Source organism: Dialister sp. (genome assembly GCF_051885895.1).
Classification (GTDB): Bacteria; Bacillota; Negativicutes; order Veillonellales; family Dialisteraceae; genus Dialister.
In genome coordinates, this window is the sequence record NZ_JBJEXP010000114.1 from 1 (window position 1) to 20747 (window position 20747).

The window sequence follows — 20747 nt, forward strand, 5'->3', positions numbered from 1 at the left end:
AAAGAATATCTGGAATCCATCATGCCCGACGGTGTGAAGGTAAAAGCATCCTATGCGGAAAATCCTCACCCTGCAGGAGAAGTAAAAGGGGATATGTTCAGGCTTCTGTCAGATACCATTCATGAAGTCTATGGGAAAGATACGGTGATTGCCCCTAATCTCATGCTGGGTGCTACGGACTCGAGAAACTATGCAGATGTATGCGATAATATCTACCGCTTTACCGGACGGGTCAGGAACAGCCGCTGGGGAGAAGCCCATCAGGTGGATGAAAAAATGCCGGTGGACAGGCTGGACATGCCGGTCAGGTTTATCAAAACCTTCCTTAAAAACTATGGAAGCAAATGAGAGCAGAAAAGCCGGTTTCCTGCAGTAAATCAACATGCAGGGCTGCAGCCTGATTCTCCATATATTCATAATCTTCAGAAAGATGCATACAATACGCCCGCCGGGAAGACATCAGAATTTCTGATTCTTTCCGGCGGGCGTATTGACTGTATATACTGATTGGGAAGCGTTATCTGAAACTTCCTACCAATTCCACATAATTGGTACCCTTTACATTTTTACCAAGAAAATATCCGGTGCCGCAGTTGAAAAGAACGGGACGGTCTTTCTGGGACATAGTCAGCTCCAGCCTGCCGCTGTCATTTGGAAGAATAGCCGTGACCTGCAGCGCATCTCTGTCTCCTGTCATGGAAGAGACGGGAGTGGTGATGTGGAGCTTATCCCCCGGTAAATGGGAAAATTCTGCTTTGGTGAAGGCATCTTCACGAAAGGTATATTTATTTAGGGAAAAGTCAGTCATGGAAAGAATACTCAGGGCCAGCGGATAGTCATCTTCCTGCGGCTTATTGGGATTGATGCACATGATGTGAAGCATCATGCTGTACTCCTTTCCATCTTTGTCATGCAGTTCAGCGGTAATGAACTGGCTGTCTCCGTCATGGCCGTCCTGCCTTCCATAGCTGATGCCTTTCTGATAAAATGTGGGACATTATGAGCTCCTTTCTGTGCCGGCTTCCTATCAGGTGCTGATAATGCACCCTGTGTCGGATACTTTTAACCATAGTGTATGGAAGATGCTCTTTCGGGACAAGAAACAAAAAATGGCATTTTGCCGCTTCAGGGCAGGGAAACTTCATTTCTGCTGTTCGGCAGAAATAAATACAACAGTTTGATGTATTTTGCTGATTGCTGTCTCCCGTTTTCTCCTTTTAGAATATAGGCAGCTTACGAGCTTATATATAAGGAGAAAAATATGAGGTATATCTGTAATCACTGGTTTCATGGAGGCATGATGCTGGCTGCGTTCCTCGCCGCTTATGGTGCAGCCGTCATTCATTTCATGGGAAATATGGAAAAAATTCTTTTTCTGTCTTTCATGCTTCTTCTGGTGCATCAATGGGAAGAATACATATGGCCCGGTGGGGCACCGATTGTCATTAATCGTTTTTTCTATGGAGAAAAGAAGGATTATCTCTGGTATCCAGGAAACTGGCAATCCATTATGCTTGTCAATGTGTCTGCCTGGATTTACTATGGGGCAGCGGTCTTTCTTCATGATTGGATATGGCCGGGCATAGCAGTCTCTCTTATGGGAATCATGCAGTTTTTCGGTCATATTTATCAGATGAATCGAAAGGGAAGAAGCTGGTATAATCCCGGCGCAGCCACTGCTCTTCTTTTCCTGCCTCTATCCGTTCTTTTTTTCTGTGAAGCATATAAACAGCAGATGCTTACAGGGAAAATCGTTTTTTATGGGTTTCTGGCTTTCTTTATCCTGGCAGTCTGCTGTATCTTCCTTCCGGTACAGATTTTGAAAAACAGAGAGTCAGGATGCCCTATACCGGAGAAACAGGAAAGGCTGTTTGAAAAGGTGTATTCCTGGGCGGGGCTCCGGCCTGGATGGCGGAATAGAAATCTTTTGTCTCACTGGTATGAAATCAGTGTTCCTCTGGGACTTGCTGTTCTGGGAGCAGTTTTTTATGGATGGGATGGGAGGCCGCTTCAAACCAGCCTGATTCTTCTGGAACTGGCACTTCTGCTTTTTCATTTCTTTGAAGAATTTGGCTATCCCGGCGGGTTTCCTGTGATGGCCAATGCCATAGAGCTTAAAAGCGAAATACCGGACAGATATCCCTTAAACCAGCTTTCTGCTGCTTTTGGCAATTATTTCTGCGCTGTTATGTTTTGCCTGCTGCCCTTATTTTTCCATTGGCTGGTACTGGTTCCCTTTGTTTTCGGAATAATGGAACTGGTCATGCATGTCTTTACTTTTAACAGAATGATTCGATCTTTCTATAATCCCGGCATGGCTACCGGATGTCTTATGGGGATTGTAGGTATTTATTTTATGACGGACAAAAGCTCTGCCGCAGTGGTGACCTGGGAAAATATAATGTTTTCCTTTGCCTGCTGCCTGGCGGTCTATTTTTTCTCTTTCTGGCTGGTGGGGATGGGCCTGATGAAAAACAGAGAAAGTCCCTATGGGTTTTCCAGGGAGGAAATGAAACGGTTCGAACGGTTTGCAAAAAGAAAGGATCCTGATGATGGCAGATAATAAAGAAAAGGCACATCCGGCTAAAAAGAAGCTCACCGATGCTCTGGTGGAGCTTATGCAGAAAAAGGCGGTGGGAGAAATGACTGTTTCCGAGCTGTGCCGGCTCGCTTCTGTGAATCGTTCAACTTTTTACCGCTATTATGGCTGTCCCCGGGATATTCTTACGGAAAAAGAAAATGATCTTCTTGATGGCATGCAGAGAAGCCTGAAAACAGAAAAGTCCATTTCCTTATCCAGCCAGGTGGAGCAGATATGCCGGTATCTGAAGAAGAATCAAAAAGATGCTGTTCTTGTTTTTCAGCATAATTCCGCAGATTCTCATTTTGCTCAGAACTTATTCCGCCTTCGTAGGCATGAGCAGGTTCATGATTCCTTCTTCCGAAAAGAGTATGATGAAAAGGAACAGGAGCTGCTTTTGGCCTTTCTGGCCGGTGGCATTTATCATATGATCCGGCACTGGCTTATGCATGATGTTCCTGAAACGCCGGAAGAAATGGGACAGTTTGCGGAAAAAGCGGCGGGGAGAGGATGGCTGGAAAAAGAAAAAATCTGATCTTTCCACAGTCTGAAATTACATTTCAGACCGCTTGCCCTTCCTGCTATAATTATTCCTGCAGGCTATGATACAATAGACCTGTTAACAGGAGGAAAGAATGTTTCAGAAACCGAGAATCAGACAGATAGAGCTGGATGGCTGGGCAGTACTGGCGCCTATGGCGGGAGTGAGCGACCTGGCCTACCGTGTCATTGCCAGGCAGATGGGAGCGGCCATGACTACAGCAGAAATGGTGAGTGCAAAAGGCCTTTATTATAAAAATGAAAAAACAAGGGACATGCTGAAAATTGATCCCGGAGAACATCCCGTAGCCCTCCAGCTTTTTGGAAGTGATCCGGAGATTATGGCCCTGGGAGCCAGGGAAATGGAAAAGGCAGGAGCGGATATCATTGACATTAATATGGGCTGTCCCATGCAGAAGGTTGTAAAAAATGGCGACGGCTCTGCGCTGATGAAAAATATACCTCTGGCGGCAGCTGTGGTAAAAGCCATGGCTGAAGCAGTGCATATTCCGGTGACTGTCAAAATGCGTCTGGGCTGGTCCCGGGAAACGGAAAACTGCGTGGAACTGGCAGAGGCAGTAGAAGAAGCAGGTGCTGCTGCCATCACTGTTCACGGCCGCACCAGAGAGGACTTTTACACCGGCCATGCAGACTGGGAAAAAATCGGCGAAGTAGTAAAGGCTGTCCATATTCCCGTCTTTGGAAACGGGGACGTCATAGACGGTCCCAGTGCCAAAAGGCTTATGGAGGAAACAGGGTGTGCCGGTGTGGCCATTGGACGGGCAGCCTGGGGAAATCCCTGGATATTTAAAGCGGTCAATACATACCTTGAAACGGGAGAAATTCTCCCGGCGCCCACCTGGGAAATGCGTCTTGCCATGTCGAGAAAGCATCTTCATGGACTGGTGGAAGAAAAGGGGGAGCATGTGGCGGTTCGAGAAATGCGGGCCCATGCCAGCCGTTATTTTCACGGCCTTCCGGAAGCGGCTTCGCTTCGGCGGGAAATTATGAAGGCACTGACGGAAGAAGAGTTCAACCATGTACTTGATGCCTATGAAGAGGAAAAAGGCCTCAGGGAAACTAATTTAGAAATATAGTCTGTCCTGTGGAAAATGAAAACCGAAAGGCGGCTTCTTTGCTTTTATATGGCCCATGGGACAGCTTTGGAAGGCGCCTTAACCGGCGCTTTTTTAGCTCCTGTCCTCCGGTTTTTTGGAAACAGGACGTTCACTTGCTGCGGCAGGAAGGACAGCTGTTTCTCCTGCGGGCTTTTTGGCAGCAGCCTTCAGGCAGCCGGCATTTTCTTAAATTCTCTTTTTTATTTAATAATATGAAAATAAAAATTATAAAAAATTAGAGTAAATAAGTATATACTGAGTTTTTTGTTATAATTCATAAAAGCCCACAGTATCGAGGATTTCGGGCATTAAAATTTATTGACAAGAGAAAATAGAAATATTAGAATGATTAAGGAACGTAAGCAATATAGGTTTTGATGGATGCTTGTGCATAGGGCGCAGGCTTTTTTATCTCAATCGGGAGAGGAGCGGCCATGTCTGCTGAAAGGACTTATATTTCTAAAGACATAAAGAAACAGGAAAATTTTTTCTGTGCCTGTGTAATCCTTTGTATTGCTCTGCTGTCTGTATGTATCTGGTATACTCCTTTTGCGGGAAATTTATGACTTTTAGTCGGTTTTCGCGGAAGGAGATTTTTTTTGAGGCGGCAGCCTCAAGAGAGGGAGGAACATCATGCATGTTGGAATAGTTATGGGGAGTGATTCCGATTTACCGGTCATGAAGAAGGCTTTTGCCATTCTTGACGATTTTGGAGTAACCTATGACGTAACTATTGCTTCTGCCCACAGAACGCCGAAGAAACTGGCAGATTTCGTAGAAGCGGAAGAAAAGAAAGGGGTCGGCGCTTTTATTGCCGGCGCCGGTATGGCAGCTGCACTGCCCGGTGTAGTCGCTAGTCTGACATTAAAACCGGTCATCGGTGTTCCGCTCTCCGGTGCTAAACTGGATGGTATGGATGCCCTGTTTTCGATTGTGCAGATGCCTTCCGGAATTCCTGTAGCTACCGTTGCTATTGACGGCACCAAGAATGCGGCATTCCTGGCTGTGGAAATCGGAGCTGTTTCTGATCCGGCGCTTTATGAAAAATACAAAGCTTACCGTGAAAAAGCAGCTGAGGAAATTTATGCCAAGGATGAAAAGCTGCAGGCAGAACTGGCAAAGTAATTCCTGTGGGAAGCACCGGTTTCATTGAACCGTACTTCCCGGACGGGAGGTTCGGCATTCTGCCGGATATGTCCCTGTGAGGAATGGATAAAAAAATCTTTGAATAAATTAATGGAGGAAAAATGATGAAAGAATACAAACCTTTTAAATCCGGTAAAGTTCGTGAACTCTATGATCTGGGCGACAGCCTTGTCATGGTCTGCACTGACAGGATTTCCGCTTTTGATAATATCCTGAAGTGCCCCATTCCGGAAAAGGGCGTGGTACTGAATCGTATGTCCAAGTTCTGGTTCGATTTCACAAAGGATATCGTTCCGAACCATATGATTTCCATTGACACCAAAGATATGCCTGAATTTTTCCAGACTCCTGAATTTGAAGGCCGTTCCATGAAGACAATGAAGCTCAACATGATTCCGGTAGAATGCATTGTCCGCGGCTATATTACCGGTTCCGGCTGGGAAGGCTATCAGAAAGACGGAAAGGTATGCGGCATCGAACTTCCGAAAGGCCTGAAGGAATGCCAGAAGCTGCCCCATCCTATTTTTACACCGTCCACCAAAGCACCGGTAGGAGAACATGACCAGAATATTTCCATGGAAGAAGGGGAAGCCTGGGTCAATAAATTCTTCCCGGGAAAAGGCAAGGAATATATGGAAAAGCTGTCTGAACTGACCCTTGCCCTCTACAATAAATGCGCTGATTATGCTCTGGAAAGAGGCATTATCATTGCCGATACAAAGTTTGAATTCGGCCTGGATGAAAAAGGAAATATCGTTCTCGGCGATGAAATGCTGACACCGGATAACTCCCGCTTCTGGCCGGCAAAGGGCTATGAAGCAGGTCATGGACAGCCCTCCTATGACAAACAATTTGTCCGTGATTATCTGAAGGCTCATCCGGGAGATACAGTACCTCAGGATATTATTGACAAGACCATCGGTATTTACAAGGAAGCTTATGAACTTCTCACTGGTGAAAAGTTCTGATTCATGAAAGAAGAGGTTCCGTTTACGGTTCCTTTTAACAGGACAGGAAATGCCTTTTCATGGGGTGGCATTTTTCTGTCCCATGCGGAAAAGCCCCAGAAATAGGGAAGTGCTGATTACATCGTTTTCGGATTTATTTCTGCATATGGATGCAGCGCGGGAAATCAGTGGACATGCTGTTTGAAAAGGCGTATGAGGCCGCAGCGGTTCAAGATGCAGGCAAAATTCGATCCGGTGATTTTAATCACCGCTTCCTTAGACCAATCGGTCTGAAGTATAGGAAAGTCAGGAGAATTCCGTAATGTATAAAAGTATGGATGTGTATGACGACAAGCCGCATGAAGAATGCGGAGTGTTTGGTATTTTTGATCGGGAGCTGTCTGCAGTGCATGAAACCTATTACGGGATTTTTGCTCTGCAGCACCGTGGCCAGGAAAGTGCGGGGATTACGGTATCCGATGGGAAATCCATGGAAACCTTCCGCGGCATGGGTCTGGTAACGGAAGTATTCCACAACCTGCCGGAGAAGGAAGGCCATATCGGTATCGGTCATGTGCGTTATTCGACCACCGGCTCCTCCATCCCGGTAAACGTACAGCCTCTGCAGGCTGACAGTATTGACGGGCCCATGGCACTGGCCCATAATGGGAACCTGGTAAATACGAAGAACCTGAGACGCCGTCTCCTGCTGGAAGGTTCCACTTTCTCTACCACCATGGATACGGAAGTTATCATTAAACTTCTGGCCAGAAGCCGCCGCAGCACGGAAGAGGAAAAATTCAAGGAACTGATGGACGAAGTGCATGGTGCCTATGCTATCGTGGCCTGCACCAATGATGCTATTTACGGCTGCAGGGATCCTTTCGGCTATCGGCCGCTGGTTCTGGGAAAAACGGAACATGGCTGGGTGCTGGCTTCGGAAACGCCGGCTCTGGATGCCATTGATGCAAAATTTGTGAGAGATGTGCTGCCCGGAGAAATCGTAACGATTAACGACAGCGGCGTCCATTCCACCATGTACTGCCCGGTGGAGGGACACCGCCACGGCATCTGCTCTTTTGAATATATTTATTTTGCCCGTCCGGATTCCATCATGAACGGACAGGATATTTACAAAGCCCGCCTCAATATGGGGAGAAAACTCTGGGAAGAAACCCATTATGACGGCGATGTGGTCATGAGTGTGCCTGATTCCGGTAATGTGGCTGCTTTGGGTTATTCTGCCGCTTCCGGTATTCCTTTTGTAGAAGGATTGCTGAAAAATAAATACATGGGCCGTACCTTCATTCAGCCGGGGCAGAAAAAGAGAGAAAGAGCTGTACGCATGAAGCTGAACCCCATCCGTATGAATGTGGAAGGCAAGCGTATTATCCTGGTGGATGATTCCATCGTCCGCGGTACAACCAGCGGCATTATCATCAACCTGCTGAAAAATGCGGGGGCCAAGGAAATCAAGCTGTGCATCAGTTCTCCGCCTGTTCGGTATCCCTGCTTCTTCGGCATTGATACGGCAGAAAGAAAGCAGCTGATTGCAGCCAAGTATTCCACAGAAGAAATCTGCAAAATGATTGGCGCCGATTCTCTTCATTACCTGTCCCAGAAGGGACTGGCGGAATCCATTTCTGAAATTAAGGCATCGGACATGTGCTTTGCCTGCTTTGACGGAGTGTATCCGGAAAAGGTGCCTCATAACGGGCTGGGCAGCATGGAAGATGAAGAATAGGGAGGAAACCCATGAGCGAAAAGAAAAAAGGCTTAACCTATGCGGAAGCCGGTGTAGATATTGACGCCGGTGAAAGGGAAGTGGAACTGATTAAAAAATCAGTGCAGGCTACCTATACTCGCGGAGTGATGGGAGATATCGGCGGTTTTGGCGGACTTTTCCGTCTGAAGGATGAACTGTCTGACGATCCCATTCTTGTATCCGGCACTGACGGCGTGGGCACAAAGCTCCGTCTGGCTATTGAAATGGGCATTCATGATACCATCGGTCAGGACTGTGTGGCCATGAGTGTCAATGATGTGCTGGTGCAGGGCGCTAGGCCGCTGTTTTTCCTGGACTATATAGCCACCGGAAAACTGGAACCGGAACTGATGGCGGAAATTGTAAAAGGCGTAGCCAATGCGTGCATTGAATCCGGCTGCGCCCTCCTTGGCGGTGAAACGGCGGAAATGGCCGGTTTTTATGCAAAGGGAGACTATGATGTGGCAGGGTTTGCCGTAGGCATTGTGGATAGAAAAGACCTTATTACCGGAGAAAATATAGCTCCCGGCGATGTGATTCTGGGGCTGCCTTCTACCGGCGTTCATTCCAACGGGTATTCCCTTGTTCGCCGTATCATTAAGGATAATGGCCTTTCTCTGGACAAAGTGTACGGAGATATGGACAAACCTCTGGGAGAAGTTCTTCTGACACCGACCCGTCTTTATCCGAAGCCTGTTCTTCCGGTACTGAAGGGGACGCAGGTGAACGGCATGGTTCACATTACCGGCGGCGGTTTCTATGATAATATTCCCAGAGTTCTTCCTGAAGGAACCAGAGCTGTGCTGGATGCGGAAAAATGGCCGCTCCTTCCGATTTTCCCCTTCCTGATGAAGGAAGGCGGCGTGGAACCGAGAGAAATGTACCGCACCTATAACTGCGGCCTGGGCATGCTTCTGATCATGAACAGGGAAAATGCAGAAAAAGCCAAAGAAATCCTGAAATCCATCAATGAGCCGGTCTATGAAGTCGGTGAAATCACCGAAGGAAACCGGGATGTGGTTGTGACAGGTGGTCTTTTCAATGAGTAAGAAGAGAATCCTTATTTTTGCTTCCGGCAGAGGCTCCAATGCGGAAGCTATCCATGAAGCCACAGTGAATGGTACGATAAACGGCACGGTAGTGGGGGTTATCTGCGATCATGCAGATGCCCAGGTGCTGCAGCGTGCTAAACGCTGGAATGTTCCTTCCACTGTGCTGGAATTGAAATCTTTTGAAAATAAGGCCGCTTTCAATGATGCTATTCTGGAAGCCGCTGAATCTTACCATCCGGATCTGATCTGTCTGGCAGGCTATATGAGAATCTGCGGGGAAAACCTGATTCACGCTTTTCCTAACCGGATTATCAATATTCATCCTGCCCTTCTTCCAAGCTTCCGTGGGCTTCATGCCCAGCGTCAGGCTGTGGAAGCGGGCGTAAAAGTGGCAGGCTGCACAGTGCACTTTGTAGGAACCGGGTTGGATGACGGTCCAATCATTACACAGGTGGCTGTACCGGTGTATGACGATGATACGGAAGAAACTCTGGCTGACAGAATCCTGCAGCAGGAGCATCCTGCTTATGTGAGGGCAGTCACTGCGTTCTGCGCTGACAGACTTCACATTGAAGGCAGCCATGTCAGCGGCATGCACAGCCGTAATGAAAAATAACTCACTTTAAGGAAGTATGGATTTCCGGGAGGTATTCCTGCTTCTTCAAAGGCGGTTTCATCATTGCAAGTGTTTTTACTAAAAGGGGGAGTCAAGTATGGCAGTTAAAAGAGCCCTGATCAGTGTGTCTGATAAGACCGGGGTAGTAGAATTTGCAAAGGGACTTCATGACCTGGGAGTGGAAATTATTTCCACCGGCGGCACCATGAAAACAATTGCTGCAGCCGGCATTCCGGTAAAATCCGTTTCTGAAGTGACCGGATTTCCGGAAATGATGGATGGCCGTGTGAAAACACTGCATCCCATGATTCATGGCGGCATTCTGGCTATCCGGGATAATCCGGAACATGTAAAAGCCATGAAGGAACACGGAATCAAAGGGATTGATCTGGTCGCAGTCAATCTTTATCCTTTCCGTGAAACCATTGCCAAACCGGGAGTTACCCGTGCAGAAGCTATTGAAAATATCGATATCGGCGGTCCGTCCATGGTTCGTGCAGCAGCGAAGAACTATAAATATGTCACCATTGTTGTGGATCCTTCTCAGTATGGTGAAGTTCTGGAACGAATCAAGAATGATACACTGGATGAAGATTTCCGTCTGAAACTTTCCAGAAAAGCATTCCTCCATACCGGACTTTATGACTGCGCTATTGCAGAATACCTCACCAAAGAAATCAATGGTAATAAAGATGCTCTTCCAGATATTTACAGCAAGGCTTTTGTAAAGATTCAGGATCTCCGTTACGGTGAAAATCCCCATCAGAAAGCCGCTTTCTATAAGGATCCGGAAGCCAAAGGCGGTATTGCGGCAGCTAAACAGCTTCACGGCAAGGAACTTTCCTACAACAATATTGTAGATATGGAAGCAGCCTGGGATCTGGTATGTGAATGGGGTAAAGAACAGCCTGCCTGCGTGATTATTAAACATACAAATCCCTGCGGCGCTGCTCTTGGCAAGGATGCTTTGGATGCTTTCCAGCGCGCCTTCAATGCTGACAGCAAATCTGCCTTCGGCGGTATCGTTGCCATGAACCAGGTCTGCGATAAGGCAGCAGCAGAAGCAATGAAACCGATTTTCTTTGAAGTCGTAATGGCACCGAAGTTCTCTCAGGAAGCCCTTGATATTCTGGAAACAAAGAAAAATATCCGTCTTATCGAAGTACCGGAAGCTTTCAAAGAAGAACTTCAGCTCCACAAAGTTTCCGGCGGTCTTCTGGTACAGACCCCGGACAACAGTGCAGAGACTAGAAAAGACTGCAAAGTGGTAACCAATAGAGCTCCGACAGAGGAAGAATGGCAGGCTATGGAATTCGCCTGGAAGATTGTAAAGCATGTGAAATCCAATGCCATTGTTCTCACCGGTAAAGATGTAACCTATGGTGTAGGGGCAGGACAGATGAACCGTGTCGGCTCTGCTGATATTGCCATTGCAGAAGCAGGAGAAAAAGCAAAAGGCTCCGTCATGAGCTCCGATGCATTCTTCCCCTTCGGCGATACCATTGAAGCAGCCGGCAAGGCAGGTGTTACTGCAGTTATTCAGCCCGGCGGATCCATCAGAGATCAGGAATCCATTGACATGGCTAACAAGTACGGTATTGCCATGGTATTCACCGGACATCGTCATTTCCGTCACAGTTAAGAGAGGTTTTTTCCATGAAGGTTTTAGTCATTGGCAGCGGCGGCAGAGAACATGCCCTGCTCTGGCGGCTGGCACGGAGTCCTTCCGTCACGGAAGTCTATGCCATCCCCGGTAATGATGGGATGAGTGATGTGGCTCACCTCATTCCGGTCAAAGGTCATGAAGATATTCTGGACTTTGCCCGACTCATGAAAGTTGACCTCACTGTAGCAGGACCGGAAACGGTACTTACAGAGGGGCTGGCTGATGAATTTGAAAAGGCAGGACTTCCTTTCTTTGGACCTTCCAAAGCAGCAGCCCGCATTGAAGGATCCAAGGGATTTGCCAAAAATCTGATGAAGAAATATGGTATTCCTACGGCAGCCTACGAGGTATTTACTGACGAAGACAAAGCAGTGGAGTACCTGAAGAATAACAGGAAATATCCAATCGTCATCAAAGCAGACGGCCTGGCAGCCGGCAAAGGTGTCATCATTGCCCAGAATGAAGAAGAGGCAGTGAGTACAGTAAAGGATATGCTGGAAGGGCATACTTTCGGCGGTGCCGGACGGTCTGTGGTTATCGAAGAATTTATGGAAGGCGAGGAAGCATCGGTGCTCTGTTTCTGCGACGGCACTCATGTAGTACCCATGGTTTCTTCCCAGGACCATAAGCGGATCTTCGATCATGATGAAGGCCCCAATACCGGCGGCATGGGCGCCTATGCGCCGGCACCGGTCATGACCGATGAAATGATGGATGAAGTTAAGGTTAAGATTCTTCGGCCTATTGTGGCAGCCATGAAAAAAGAAGGATATCCGTTCAAGGGCTGTCTCTATGCGGGCCTGATGATTACAGAAGAAGGACCGAAAGTGGTGGAATTCAACTGCCGCTTTGGGGATCCGGAGACAGAAGCAGTACTGCCTCTCTTTGACGGCGATCTTGCACAGGTCATGCTGGAATGCGTTCATGGCAGCCTGAAAAAAGAAGATGTGAAATGGAAAAAAGGCTGTGCGGTAGATGTAGTGATGGCATCTGAAGGCTATCCTGCATCCCATTCTTCCGGGGAAGTCATTTCCGGACTGGAAGATGCAAAAAAGGCCGGATGCATTGTTTTCCATGCAGGTACTGTTAAGAAAAACGGACAGTATATAGTCAACGGCGGCCGTGTGCTTAACGTAGTTGCCCTGGCTCCGACCTTGGAAGAAGCAAAAGCCAAAGCCTATGAAGGCGTTTCTAAAATCCACTGGCAGGGCGTACAGTATCGTCATGATATAGCGGACAAGGGAATCAGGCATTTGAAAAATAAAGAATGATGATTGAAAAGCGGAACGGCAGAGTTCCGCTTTTTCTTTTTCCTTAAAAGAAAGCCCGTACAAATATACCGGAGAACAGCCGGGGAAAGGCTTCTGCCTGTGGTTCTGCTTTCTTCAGGTAAATCATTTCTTATCCACTTTCCTTCTTTGACAGAAAATCAAAAGCTCTGTATAGTATTTTCAGGAAATACTGCTCTTTCAGGGGCATGGATAGGGAAAATTGGATGGGAAAGGGAGTCAACAAATGAAAAATATAGGGCTCAGCAACGGCGTGCAGATCCCAAGCATTGGTTTTGGAACCTATAAGGCTGCGGAAAGCGGATACGAAGTGATTGCGGAAGCTATCAGAGCAGGCTATCGTCATCTGGATACAGCCTGGCTTTACGGCAATGAAAAGGAAGTGGGCCGTGCTGTAAAAGAAAGCGGCCTCCCGCGGGAAGCCTTCTTCATTACATCCAAGCTGGACAGAGATCATCTCGGATATGAAAACGCTAAAGCACAGTTCAGGGAAACACTGGAAAACCTGGGTATGGATTATCTGGATTTATACCTGATTCATTGGCCCAGGCCTTTTTACGGTCATACAGGCTGGGATGACTGGAAAGAGCTTGATCGGGACAGCTGGAAAGCTTTGGAGGAACTGTATAAGGAAGGCAAAATCCGCGCTATCGGTGTTTCCAATTTTCTGGTCCATCATCTTGAAAACCTGATGGATAGTGCCCGGATCGCTCCTATGGTGAATCAGCTGGAGCTTCACCCCGGGTATCTGCAGAAGGAGACTGTAGATTTCTGCAAGGCTCATCACATAGCAGTGGAAGCCTGGAGTCCTATTGGCAGAGGCCGTCTGTTCCATGACCCTCTGCTCATGAAAATTGCCGGTGATCATGGCATATCCACCGCTGCTGTATCTCTGGCTTTTGACCTGGCTATGGGTTATATCATTCTACCCAAGTCTACCCATAAGGAACGTATGATAGAAAATCTCCATGCTGATAAAATTCATTTAACTGATGAAGAAATCAAAGCAATTTCTGCTATGGCCGAAACCGGCTGGTCAGGAGAACACCCGGACAGACCGGATGTACGATAAAAAGTCATCTCAGCCTCGCAGCACCTGAATCACTAAAAGGTGCTGCTTTTTTTTATGGAAAGGAAAAGATTTTAGATGTAATAATTATGTTGACATCAAGCTCATATCATTGTATAGTACATGAAGAAACAGATATAGTCAGGAAAACAGTGATTGAATGACGGGATTGCACAGGATATGTATGTTTATCGGGGGCTTTATCATGGATTTTCCTGTGCATCCGGCTGCAGGCTCGTTATCTGAAAAGTCTGCGTGGGCATGATCCCGTTCAATGTTTCCCTTTAGCAGTCAGGAGGCTGGTTATGAGAAGGAGTGCATTTTATATTTCCATGCTGGCGGAAGACATTCATTCCGTTATCTGCGCCACGGTGGACAGTAAAGGACATCCGGTCACCAGGGCTGTGGATATTATGCTGGCAGATTCTGAGACCTTTTACTTTCTCACCGCCAGGGGAAAAGCATTTTATGAAGAGCTTATGAAACAGCATTACATTGCCCTGACCGGCATGACAGGAGGTGCAGGCACCATGCAGAAAAAGGCAGTGTCGGTGCGGGGATTTGTCCGCTGTATCGGAAAGGAAAAGCTCAGAGAGATTTTTGAAAAGAATCCCTATATGACAGAGATTTATCCGTCAGAGGAATCCCGGAAGGTGCTGGAAGTCTTTACTATGGAACAGGGAGAGGGAGAATTCTTTGATTTATCCACGAAACCGATCACCAGAGAGACTTTTCCTGTGGGAGAAAGGACAAGATCAGAAAAGGCGGATGAACGAGGAGACTCTTATCTCATTTCTCATTTCTGTACAGGATGCGGAAAGTGCAGTGCTGTTTGTCCGCAGAAGTGCATTAGGAGAAACGGGAAGGTTTATGAGATTATCAGTCAGCACTGCCTGCACTGCGGACTGTGCTTTGAAGTATGCCCTGTGCATGCAGTGATGAAAGAAGGGAAAGAATGAATGCTTTTGATGACTGGGGACAGGTATCCAGAGGAATAGCGGAAAATCCTGAAGAGCAGGTAGAAATTCTGGGGAGAGAGCTGGAAGAAGCACAGTGTATTCTTATAGGGGCCGGGTCCGGACTTTCCACGGCAGCAGGATTTACTTATTCCGGGGAACGGTTCCAGAAATATTTTTTTGATTTTGCAGAGAGATTTCATATTTCCGATATGTATGCCGGTGGGTTTTATCCTTTTCCTGATGAAGAAACGCGCTGGGCCTGGTGGAGCCGCCATATCTACTATAACCGGTATGTACCGGCCCCTTCGGATCTGTATGAAAAGCTTTTATCTCTGGTAAAAGGAAAAGAGTATTTCGTGCTTACCACCAATGTGGATCATCAGTTTCAGCGGGCTGGTTTCGATAAGAAAAGACTCTTTTATACCCAGGGAGACTATGGGCTTTTTCAAAGTGTTAATCCCCGTATCCGGAAAACCTACGATAATGAGGCATGGGTGAGGGAAGCCATGAAATCTCAGGGATTTATCAAAGATGAAAATGGTATTTTCCAGGTACCGAAGGACAGGAACATTTCCATGAGAATACCGGATCGACTGATTCCCCGCTGTCCCGATGATGGCAGTCCCATGACCATGAACCTTCGCTGCGATGATACTTTTGTAGAGGATGAAGGATGGTATGAAGCGCTGGAAAGATACCGCTGCTTCATCAGCGGCCTTAAGCAGCGGCATGTACTCTATCTGGAACTGGGAGTTGGTATGAATACACCGGGAATAATTAAATTTCCTTTTTGGGAAGCAGTGCGGGAAAATCAAAATGCTTTCTATGCCTGTCTTAATTTCGGAGAAGCGCTGTGTCCTGCTGCTATTGCATCCCGTTCCCTTTGTATAAACCGTGACATGGCAGAGATTCTATCTCTTTTGAAAGGAGAAAGCAGCAATGAAAGAGGATGAAGCGTTAACTTTTTTGATACGAGAACTTTTAAAGGAAAGAGGAGAGCCCTATGAAATGGAACTGCCAAAAAACAGGGATAAACTTTTCAATCTTTTCAGAGCTCTCTGCAATCTACGGCTGCCGGGACCTGTATCAGATCAGTTTCTTTCCGTGCAGGATTCCTTTCTCCGGCAGTGGACAAAAGAAAAAGGAATCACTGCGGCAGATGATTTGCAGCCGGTGAAAACGGATTCAAGGCTCTATCTCTGGCAAGGCGATATTACGACTCTCCAGTGCAGCGTCATTGTGAATGCAGCCAACAGCAGCATGCTGGGCTGTTTCCGTCCTCTCCATGGATGCATTGATAATATGATTCATACCATGGCCGGCGTGGAACTTCGCAATGAGTGTGAAAGGCAGATGGAAGCGCTTCGGAAAGAAAAAGGAAAAGATTATCAGCGGCCTGTGGCAGAACCTCTTATCACACCGGCGTATAACCTGCCTTCCAAATACATAGTGCATGTAGCAGGGCCGGTAGTGGAAGGGACACTGACGGAAAGGGAAAGAAAAGAGCTGGCTCGATGCTACGAATCTTCTCTGGCTCTTTCTTCTGCCTGGGGTGCCGAGCAGATAGCTTTCTGCTGTATTTCTACAGGAGTTTTTCATTTCCCGCCAAAAGAAGCGGCAGATATCGCAGTGAACACAGTAAAACAGTATCTGGATACCCATAAAGAGAGCTCTCTGCAGCAGGTGATTTTTAATGTTTTTACAGATCGGGACAGAGAGATTTATGCTCACATACTGCAGGCATGATTTTCAAAACTGCAGGCAGGAGCGGGAAAATCACTGCAGGTCATTTTGACATTTTCTTTCATTTACTATATAATGAGTGCAATCCTCTGGGGATGTACCGGTTTCGACAGGAGATTCTGGGCCATAAACAGCGAGTCGGGATTTCATCTACCCCGTTAAACGGTGAAAAAACTTAAACGCAAAACGTGATTTTGCTTTAGCAGCCTAATCTGCTAATGTCCCCTGACGTTTTCCTATGACTTCAGGCTGACATCAACCAATAGGATACCGGAGAAGGAGGTTCGGGACTTCAAAGGGAAATCAATTCCGGAATCGGCAAAGGCAGTTTGTTCCTGTACGATACTTTGCTTAAATCTCAAACAGTAACTGCACTCGGAGAAATTTATGGGACAGGCTTTTTGGACAGGGGTTCGACTCCCCTCATCTCCACCAGAAAATTCAGGGATCACAGGCTGATCCCTTTTTTTATGCTTCCCTATCTGCGGCTATATTGACAGATTTAGAAATATCGAATATAATCAATATAACAGAAAATAATAACAGGCAAAGCCTGGTGTATGGATAAGGAGTGTATGCTTATGATGGCACCGATAACAGGTACTGCAAATATTGATAAATTTTTAACCGAAGGTGATGTAATTCTCGGATTTTCTGCCCCCTGGTGCGGATACTGCAGAAGACTCCGTCCTATGGTGGAAAAACTTTCCGGAGAAATTAAAACCCCTATTTATGGCATTAATGTGGATGAGGATGAGGAGATTGCCAAGCGGTATGAGGTGGAAACCATTCCCACTCTCATTTATTTCCATGACGGCAGGCCGGTGGATAGAATCATCGGATATGGCACAGTAGGGTATAATGATTTGAAATCTTTTGTTGAAAAAGCGTCTAAATAAAGAGAAAAAAGGGAAACAGACTGCTGTTTCCCTTTTTTGATGCCTTTTTCGGAATCCATTCGATTCTATGGGGCAGGACAAGATACAACGTGGTACAATAAAGAAAAAGGAAGAAATAAGGGAAGGAAGTGAGAATATGGGCACGGAAGCAGTATATCTTTCCAAAAAAGAGCTGCTGAATCTGGGGGAACAGTATCTGAAAATCAGGAATTATGACAGTGCACTGAATTATCTGTCCCGGGCGGTTCTGCAGGGCAGCGGCAGGGCAGGAGCAAAGCTTTATGAATTGGGAAAGATTTTTTATAAAGAGAGAAAGTATGAACCTGCACTCCAATGTTTTCAGACATTGGCAGGTCAGGGACATGGAGACAGCGCCCTTTTTCTGGGGCAGATGTATGAAAAGGGATACGGCGTATCTGTCAGTCTTCAAAAAGCATTTGATTCCTATGCATCAGCTTATCAGATGGGAGTTCCACAGGGGGCGTATCAGGCAGGCCGTCTTATGACAGCAGATGCCCTGCGTTCTGAGGAAGTCAGGGATATTGCCATAAGCTGGTATAAGGAAGCAATTGCCGGTGGTGTATATAAGGGATATGCGGAGATCGGAAAACTTTATCAGAACCGGGGGCGGAATGAAAGGCCGGGAGATCCTCCTAAAGATGACAGAATCGCTTTATCCTGGTTTCTTCGCGGCGCTGTGCATGGAGATAATTTATCACGGGAGCTGGCAGGGGAGGCTTTCCTCAATGGGAAGGGAACTGAAATCAATGTGAAACGGGGATTGGAACTGTATTCACAGGCCTTTCATGATGGCAGTGTTTCTGTCTGCTTTAAGCTGGGGGATTTATATTTCCAGGGAGGCAGTGTCCATAAAAATATTGATCTGGCTGTGGCCTGGTACCTGAAAGCCTATGAAAGAGGCGATAAGAGAGGGAAATATGAAGCCGGCCGTGTATCCTATCTGGCGGGACGGAACTATCCGGGAATTCCGGAAGGAACAGAAGAGAAGGAGAAAGCGCTGCATTACCTGAAGCAGGCCGCCTCTTTCGGCTTTGCAGATGCTTTTGAGGAATTGGCAGACATCAGCATCAGCCGGGGGGATTATAAAGAATTTGAGGATAACCTGAAGCAGGGGTATAAAGCCGGCAGCGATACCTGCCGGAAAAAACTGGTGCGTTTTTACTGCAGCAAAGCCATGAAGTCCTATGGGAATATTAAACGGGTTAGATCTTCCATGGGAATGGAGTGCTTGGGAACGACGAAGGAAGATATCCGGAATCTGAAGGAAGCAGCAGATTGGTATAAAAAAGCTGCTGCGGCAGGCGACAGCGACGCCTGGGCGATGCTGGCCAGAATGTATCTGTTCTATGGTGACCGTCTGGATTGCAGTGATCGAGACTTTCTCAGAGCAGCCCGAGAGGGGCGTCATTCCCTGAATGTGAATATGAATGTACTTCTATGGATGTATTTTGCAGGTCCTGAACCTCTTGCAGGACAGGTGCTTCATAAAGAGAATCCGAAAAAAGCGTTTAAGCTGGCTCAGCTTCTGGCGAAACAGGGATTTACCGATTTTTATGGAATTCTGTCTTCTTATTATGAAAATGGGTATGGGACTAAAATAAGCAGACGTATGGCTGACTATTGGGCTGAAAAGGCCTAAGGAGGCCATTGGATTTATAATTTTGTAAATCTGACGGGAGGAAACTTATGGTATTAGCAGAATATCTGGATGGAGTAAGAAAAACAAATCCGCTGATTCATCATTTAACAAATTATGTGACAGTCAATGACTGTGCCAATGTCTGTCTGGCAGCAGGCGCTTCTCCGGTCATGGCTGATTCTATTGACGAGGCTGCGGATATGGCAGCGATTTCTTCTGCCCTTGTGCTGAATATAGGAACTCTGGATGTTGGGAAGGTAGAGTCTATGATTGTGGCAGGAAGAAGTGCCAACGTACGGGGGATACCGGTGGTATTTGATCCGGTAGGATGTGGAGCGACGCCTTTCAGAAACCGTATGGCTGCCGAAATTATGGACCAGGTTCATATGTCTGTGATACGGGGGAATATTTCAGAAATCCTGTCTCTGGGAGGAGAGCATATACACACGAAAGGCGTGGACGCGGGAGAATCGGTCAATAGTGAGGAAGCACGTGTGCTGGCGGCCCGCCTGGCTGAAAAATGGAATGCAGTTACTGTGATCAGCGGTGCTGCGGACATTGTAACTGATGGAAAACGGACGATCATTGTACATAATGGCTGTAAAGAGATGGCTTTGATTACCGGATCCGGCTGTATGTGTTCGTCTCTGATTGGTGCTTTCTGCGGGGCTTCGCCTGAAGACTGCTTCGGCAGTGCAGCAGCAGCCATGATAACCATGGGTCTGGCTGGAGAAAGAGCCTGGAAAAAATATGGACAGGAGGGGCTTGGACATTTTCATATGGGAATTTTTGATGAAATAGGGAAAATGACCGGCGGTATTCTCACAGAAGGGGCCCGTTATGAAGAATATTGATTACAGTCTCTATCTTGTGACTGATAGAAATCAGCCCGCAGCCGGGACTTTTGAGCAGGTAGTGGAAGAAGCCCTGCAGGGCGGTGCGACTCTGGTACAGCTGCGGGAAAAGACAGGGGATACAGGTCTTCTGTATGAACGGGCAGTAAAGATAAAACGGATTACCGATTCTTTTCATGTACCGCTGATTATCGATGACCGCATTGATATTATGATGGCGTCCGGTGCTGATGGAGTTCATGTGGGACAGTCTGATATGCCGGCAGACATTGCCAGGAAGATGATCGGCCCGGATAAGATTCTGGGTGTATCCGCAGGCACTCTCGAAGAAGCGGTGAAAGCGGAAAAAGACGGAGCTGATTATCTGGGCGTAGGGGCCATGTTTCCTACGGCTACAAAGAAGGACGCGGATATCACATCACCGGAAACACTGCGGAAAATTATGGAAGCCGTTCATATACCGGTAGTTACCATTGGCGGGATGAATGAAAAGACGATTCCCCTTTTTAAAGGCTATGGGCTATCAGGCTTTGCCGTTGTATCAGCCATTATGGCCAGCAGTCGGCCCAAGACGGAAGCGGCTGAGCTGAAGAAAATGATTGATCAGGTATTGGGCTGACAGTGATAGCTGTGAGCAGCGGAAAACATATTGCCTTATGGAACCATATCCAACAGGAATTATTTTTTTGGAAAACAGGGCTGCTGATAATAAATCATGTAAAAATATAAGAAATACCTGTTGACAGCAAACAAACTTCGTGATAATATTAATCACGTTGCTGATGAAGCAGCGGTCACGAAAAAAGAGTTTGAAAAACCTTTGAAAAAAGATTTGACAAAACG

The 20747-nt window shown here is 46.9% G+C and carries 20 protein-coding genes and 1 other RNA gene; 20 read left to right on the top strand and 1 reads right to left on the bottom strand.

What is annotated here, in order from left to right; translation table 11 throughout:
* The coding region (locus tag ACI4N7_RS09825) for a hypothetical protein (RefSeq protein ID WP_439733183.1) at positions 1 to 348 on the top strand (348 nt) is incomplete at its 5' end.
* Positions 349 to 517: 169 nt separating this feature from the next.
* On the opposite strand, the gene ACI4N7_RS09830 is transcribed toward ACI4N7_RS09825, so the two are convergent.
* Positions 518 to 886: a hypothetical protein gene (locus ACI4N7_RS09830; protein WP_439733184.1), complete on the bottom strand. Its 369-nt coding sequence runs from the start codon at positions 884 to 886 to the stop codon at positions 518 to 520.
* Between the two features lie 375 nt (positions 887 to 1261).
* Here ACI4N7_RS09830 and ACI4N7_RS09835 point away from each other — a divergent pair, with 375 nt between their 5' ends.
* The 19 genes from ACI4N7_RS09835 to thiE all read left to right on the top strand — a co-directional run bounded on the left by ACI4N7_RS09835 (position 1262) and on the right by thiE (position 20523).
* A complete protein-coding gene (locus ACI4N7_RS09835) occupies positions 1262 to 2563 on the top strand; it encodes an HXXEE domain-containing protein (protein ID WP_439733185.1) in 1302 nt (433 codons plus the stop codon).
* A complete protein-coding gene (locus ACI4N7_RS09840) occupies positions 2553 to 3116 on the top strand; it encodes a TetR/AcrR family transcriptional regulator C-terminal domain-containing protein (protein ID WP_439733186.1) in 564 nt (187 codons plus the stop codon). The genes ACI4N7_RS09835 and ACI4N7_RS09840 overlap by 11 nt, the downstream gene beginning before the upstream one ends.
* A gap of 100 nt (positions 3117 to 3216) precedes the next feature.
* Positions 3217 to 4218 carry a tRNA dihydrouridine synthase DusB gene (dusB, locus tag ACI4N7_RS09845; protein WP_439733187.1) on the top strand — a complete coding sequence of 334 codons (1002 nt, stop codon included), beginning with the start codon at positions 3217 to 3219 and terminating at the stop codon, positions 4216 to 4218.
* A 654-nt stretch (positions 4219 to 4872) separates the two neighbouring features.
* On the top strand, positions 4873 to 5364 hold the full coding sequence (gene purE / locus ACI4N7_RS09850; RefSeq protein WP_439733188.1) for a 5-(carboxyamino)imidazole ribonucleotide mutase: 492 nt from the start codon (positions 4873 to 4875) through the stop codon (positions 5362 to 5364).
* A gap of 125 nt (positions 5365 to 5489) precedes the next feature.
* Positions 5490 to 6353, top strand: a complete 864-nt coding sequence (locus ACI4N7_RS09855; RefSeq protein ID WP_439733189.1) for a phosphoribosylaminoimidazolesuccinocarboxamide synthase — start codon at positions 5490 to 5492, stop codon at positions 6351 to 6353.
* Between the two features lie 301 nt (positions 6354 to 6654).
* Positions 6655 to 8076, top strand: a complete 1422-nt coding sequence (gene purF, locus ACI4N7_RS09860; protein ID WP_439733190.1) for an amidophosphoribosyltransferase — start codon at positions 6655 to 6657, stop codon at positions 8074 to 8076.
* 11 nt (positions 8077 to 8087) lie between these two features.
* A complete protein-coding gene (gene purM, locus ACI4N7_RS09865) occupies positions 8088 to 9146 on the top strand; it encodes a phosphoribosylformylglycinamidine cyclo-ligase (RefSeq protein WP_439733191.1) in 1059 nt (352 codons plus the stop codon).
* Entirely contained in the window at positions 9139 to 9765 is a 627-nt protein-coding gene (gene purN, locus ACI4N7_RS09870; protein WP_439733192.1) for a phosphoribosylglycinamide formyltransferase, read from the top strand. Before purM ends, purN begins: the two co-directional genes overlap by 8 nt.
* A gap of 97 nt (positions 9766 to 9862) precedes the next feature.
* The gene (gene purH, locus ACI4N7_RS09875) at positions 9863 to 11407 is read left to right on the top strand and encodes a bifunctional phosphoribosylaminoimidazolecarboxamide formyltransferase/IMP cyclohydrolase (protein ID WP_439733193.1); all 1545 of its coding nucleotides are present in this window, start codon (positions 9863 to 9865) and stop codon (positions 11405 to 11407) included.
* 14 nt (positions 11408 to 11421) lie between these two features.
* A complete protein-coding gene (gene purD, locus ACI4N7_RS09880) occupies positions 11422 to 12702 on the top strand; it encodes a phosphoribosylamine--glycine ligase (protein WP_439733194.1) in 1281 nt (426 codons plus the stop codon).
* Positions 12703 to 12946: 244 nt separating this feature from the next.
* Entirely contained in the window at positions 12947 to 13792 is an 846-nt protein-coding gene (locus ACI4N7_RS09885) for an aldo/keto reductase (protein WP_439733195.1), read from the top strand.
* 302 nt (positions 13793 to 14094) lie between these two features.
* The gene (locus tag ACI4N7_RS09890; protein ID WP_439733196.1) at positions 14095 to 14748 is read left to right on the top strand and encodes a 4Fe-4S binding protein; all 654 of its coding nucleotides are present in this window, start codon (positions 14095 to 14097) and stop codon (positions 14746 to 14748) included.
* Entirely contained in the window at positions 14745 to 15701 is a 957-nt protein-coding gene (locus ACI4N7_RS09895; RefSeq protein ID WP_439733197.1) for an SIR2 family NAD-dependent protein deacylase, read from the top strand. Before ACI4N7_RS09890 ends, ACI4N7_RS09895 begins: the two co-directional genes overlap by 4 nt.
* Positions 15688 to 16494, top strand: coding sequence for a protein-ADP-ribose hydrolase (locus ACI4N7_RS09900; protein WP_439733198.1), 807 nt, complete (start codon positions 15688 to 15690; stop codon positions 16492 to 16494). The genes ACI4N7_RS09895 and ACI4N7_RS09900 overlap by 14 nt, the downstream gene beginning before the upstream one ends.
* 88 nt (positions 16495 to 16582) lie before the next feature.
* Positions 16583 to 16926: a transfer-messenger RNA gene (ssrA, locus tag ACI4N7_RS09905) on the top strand.
* A gap of 146 nt (positions 16927 to 17072) precedes the next feature.
* Positions 17073 to 17390, top strand: coding sequence for a thioredoxin family protein (locus ACI4N7_RS09910; RefSeq protein WP_439733199.1), 318 nt, complete (start codon positions 17073 to 17075; stop codon positions 17388 to 17390).
* Positions 17391 to 17526: 136 nt separating this feature from the next.
* A complete protein-coding gene (locus tag ACI4N7_RS09915) occupies positions 17527 to 19050 on the top strand; it encodes a tetratricopeptide repeat protein (protein ID WP_439733200.1) in 1524 nt (507 codons plus the stop codon).
* A gap of 47 nt (positions 19051 to 19097) precedes the next feature.
* Positions 19098 to 19904, top strand: a complete 807-nt coding sequence (gene thiM, locus ACI4N7_RS09920; RefSeq protein WP_439733201.1) for a hydroxyethylthiazole kinase — start codon at positions 19098 to 19100, stop codon at positions 19902 to 19904.
* A complete protein-coding gene (thiE, locus tag ACI4N7_RS09925) occupies positions 19891 to 20523 on the top strand; it encodes a thiamine phosphate synthase (protein ID WP_439733202.1) in 633 nt (210 codons plus the stop codon). Before thiM ends, thiE begins: the two co-directional genes overlap by 14 nt.
* The last annotated feature ends 224 nt before the right edge of the window (positions 20524 to 20747 follow it).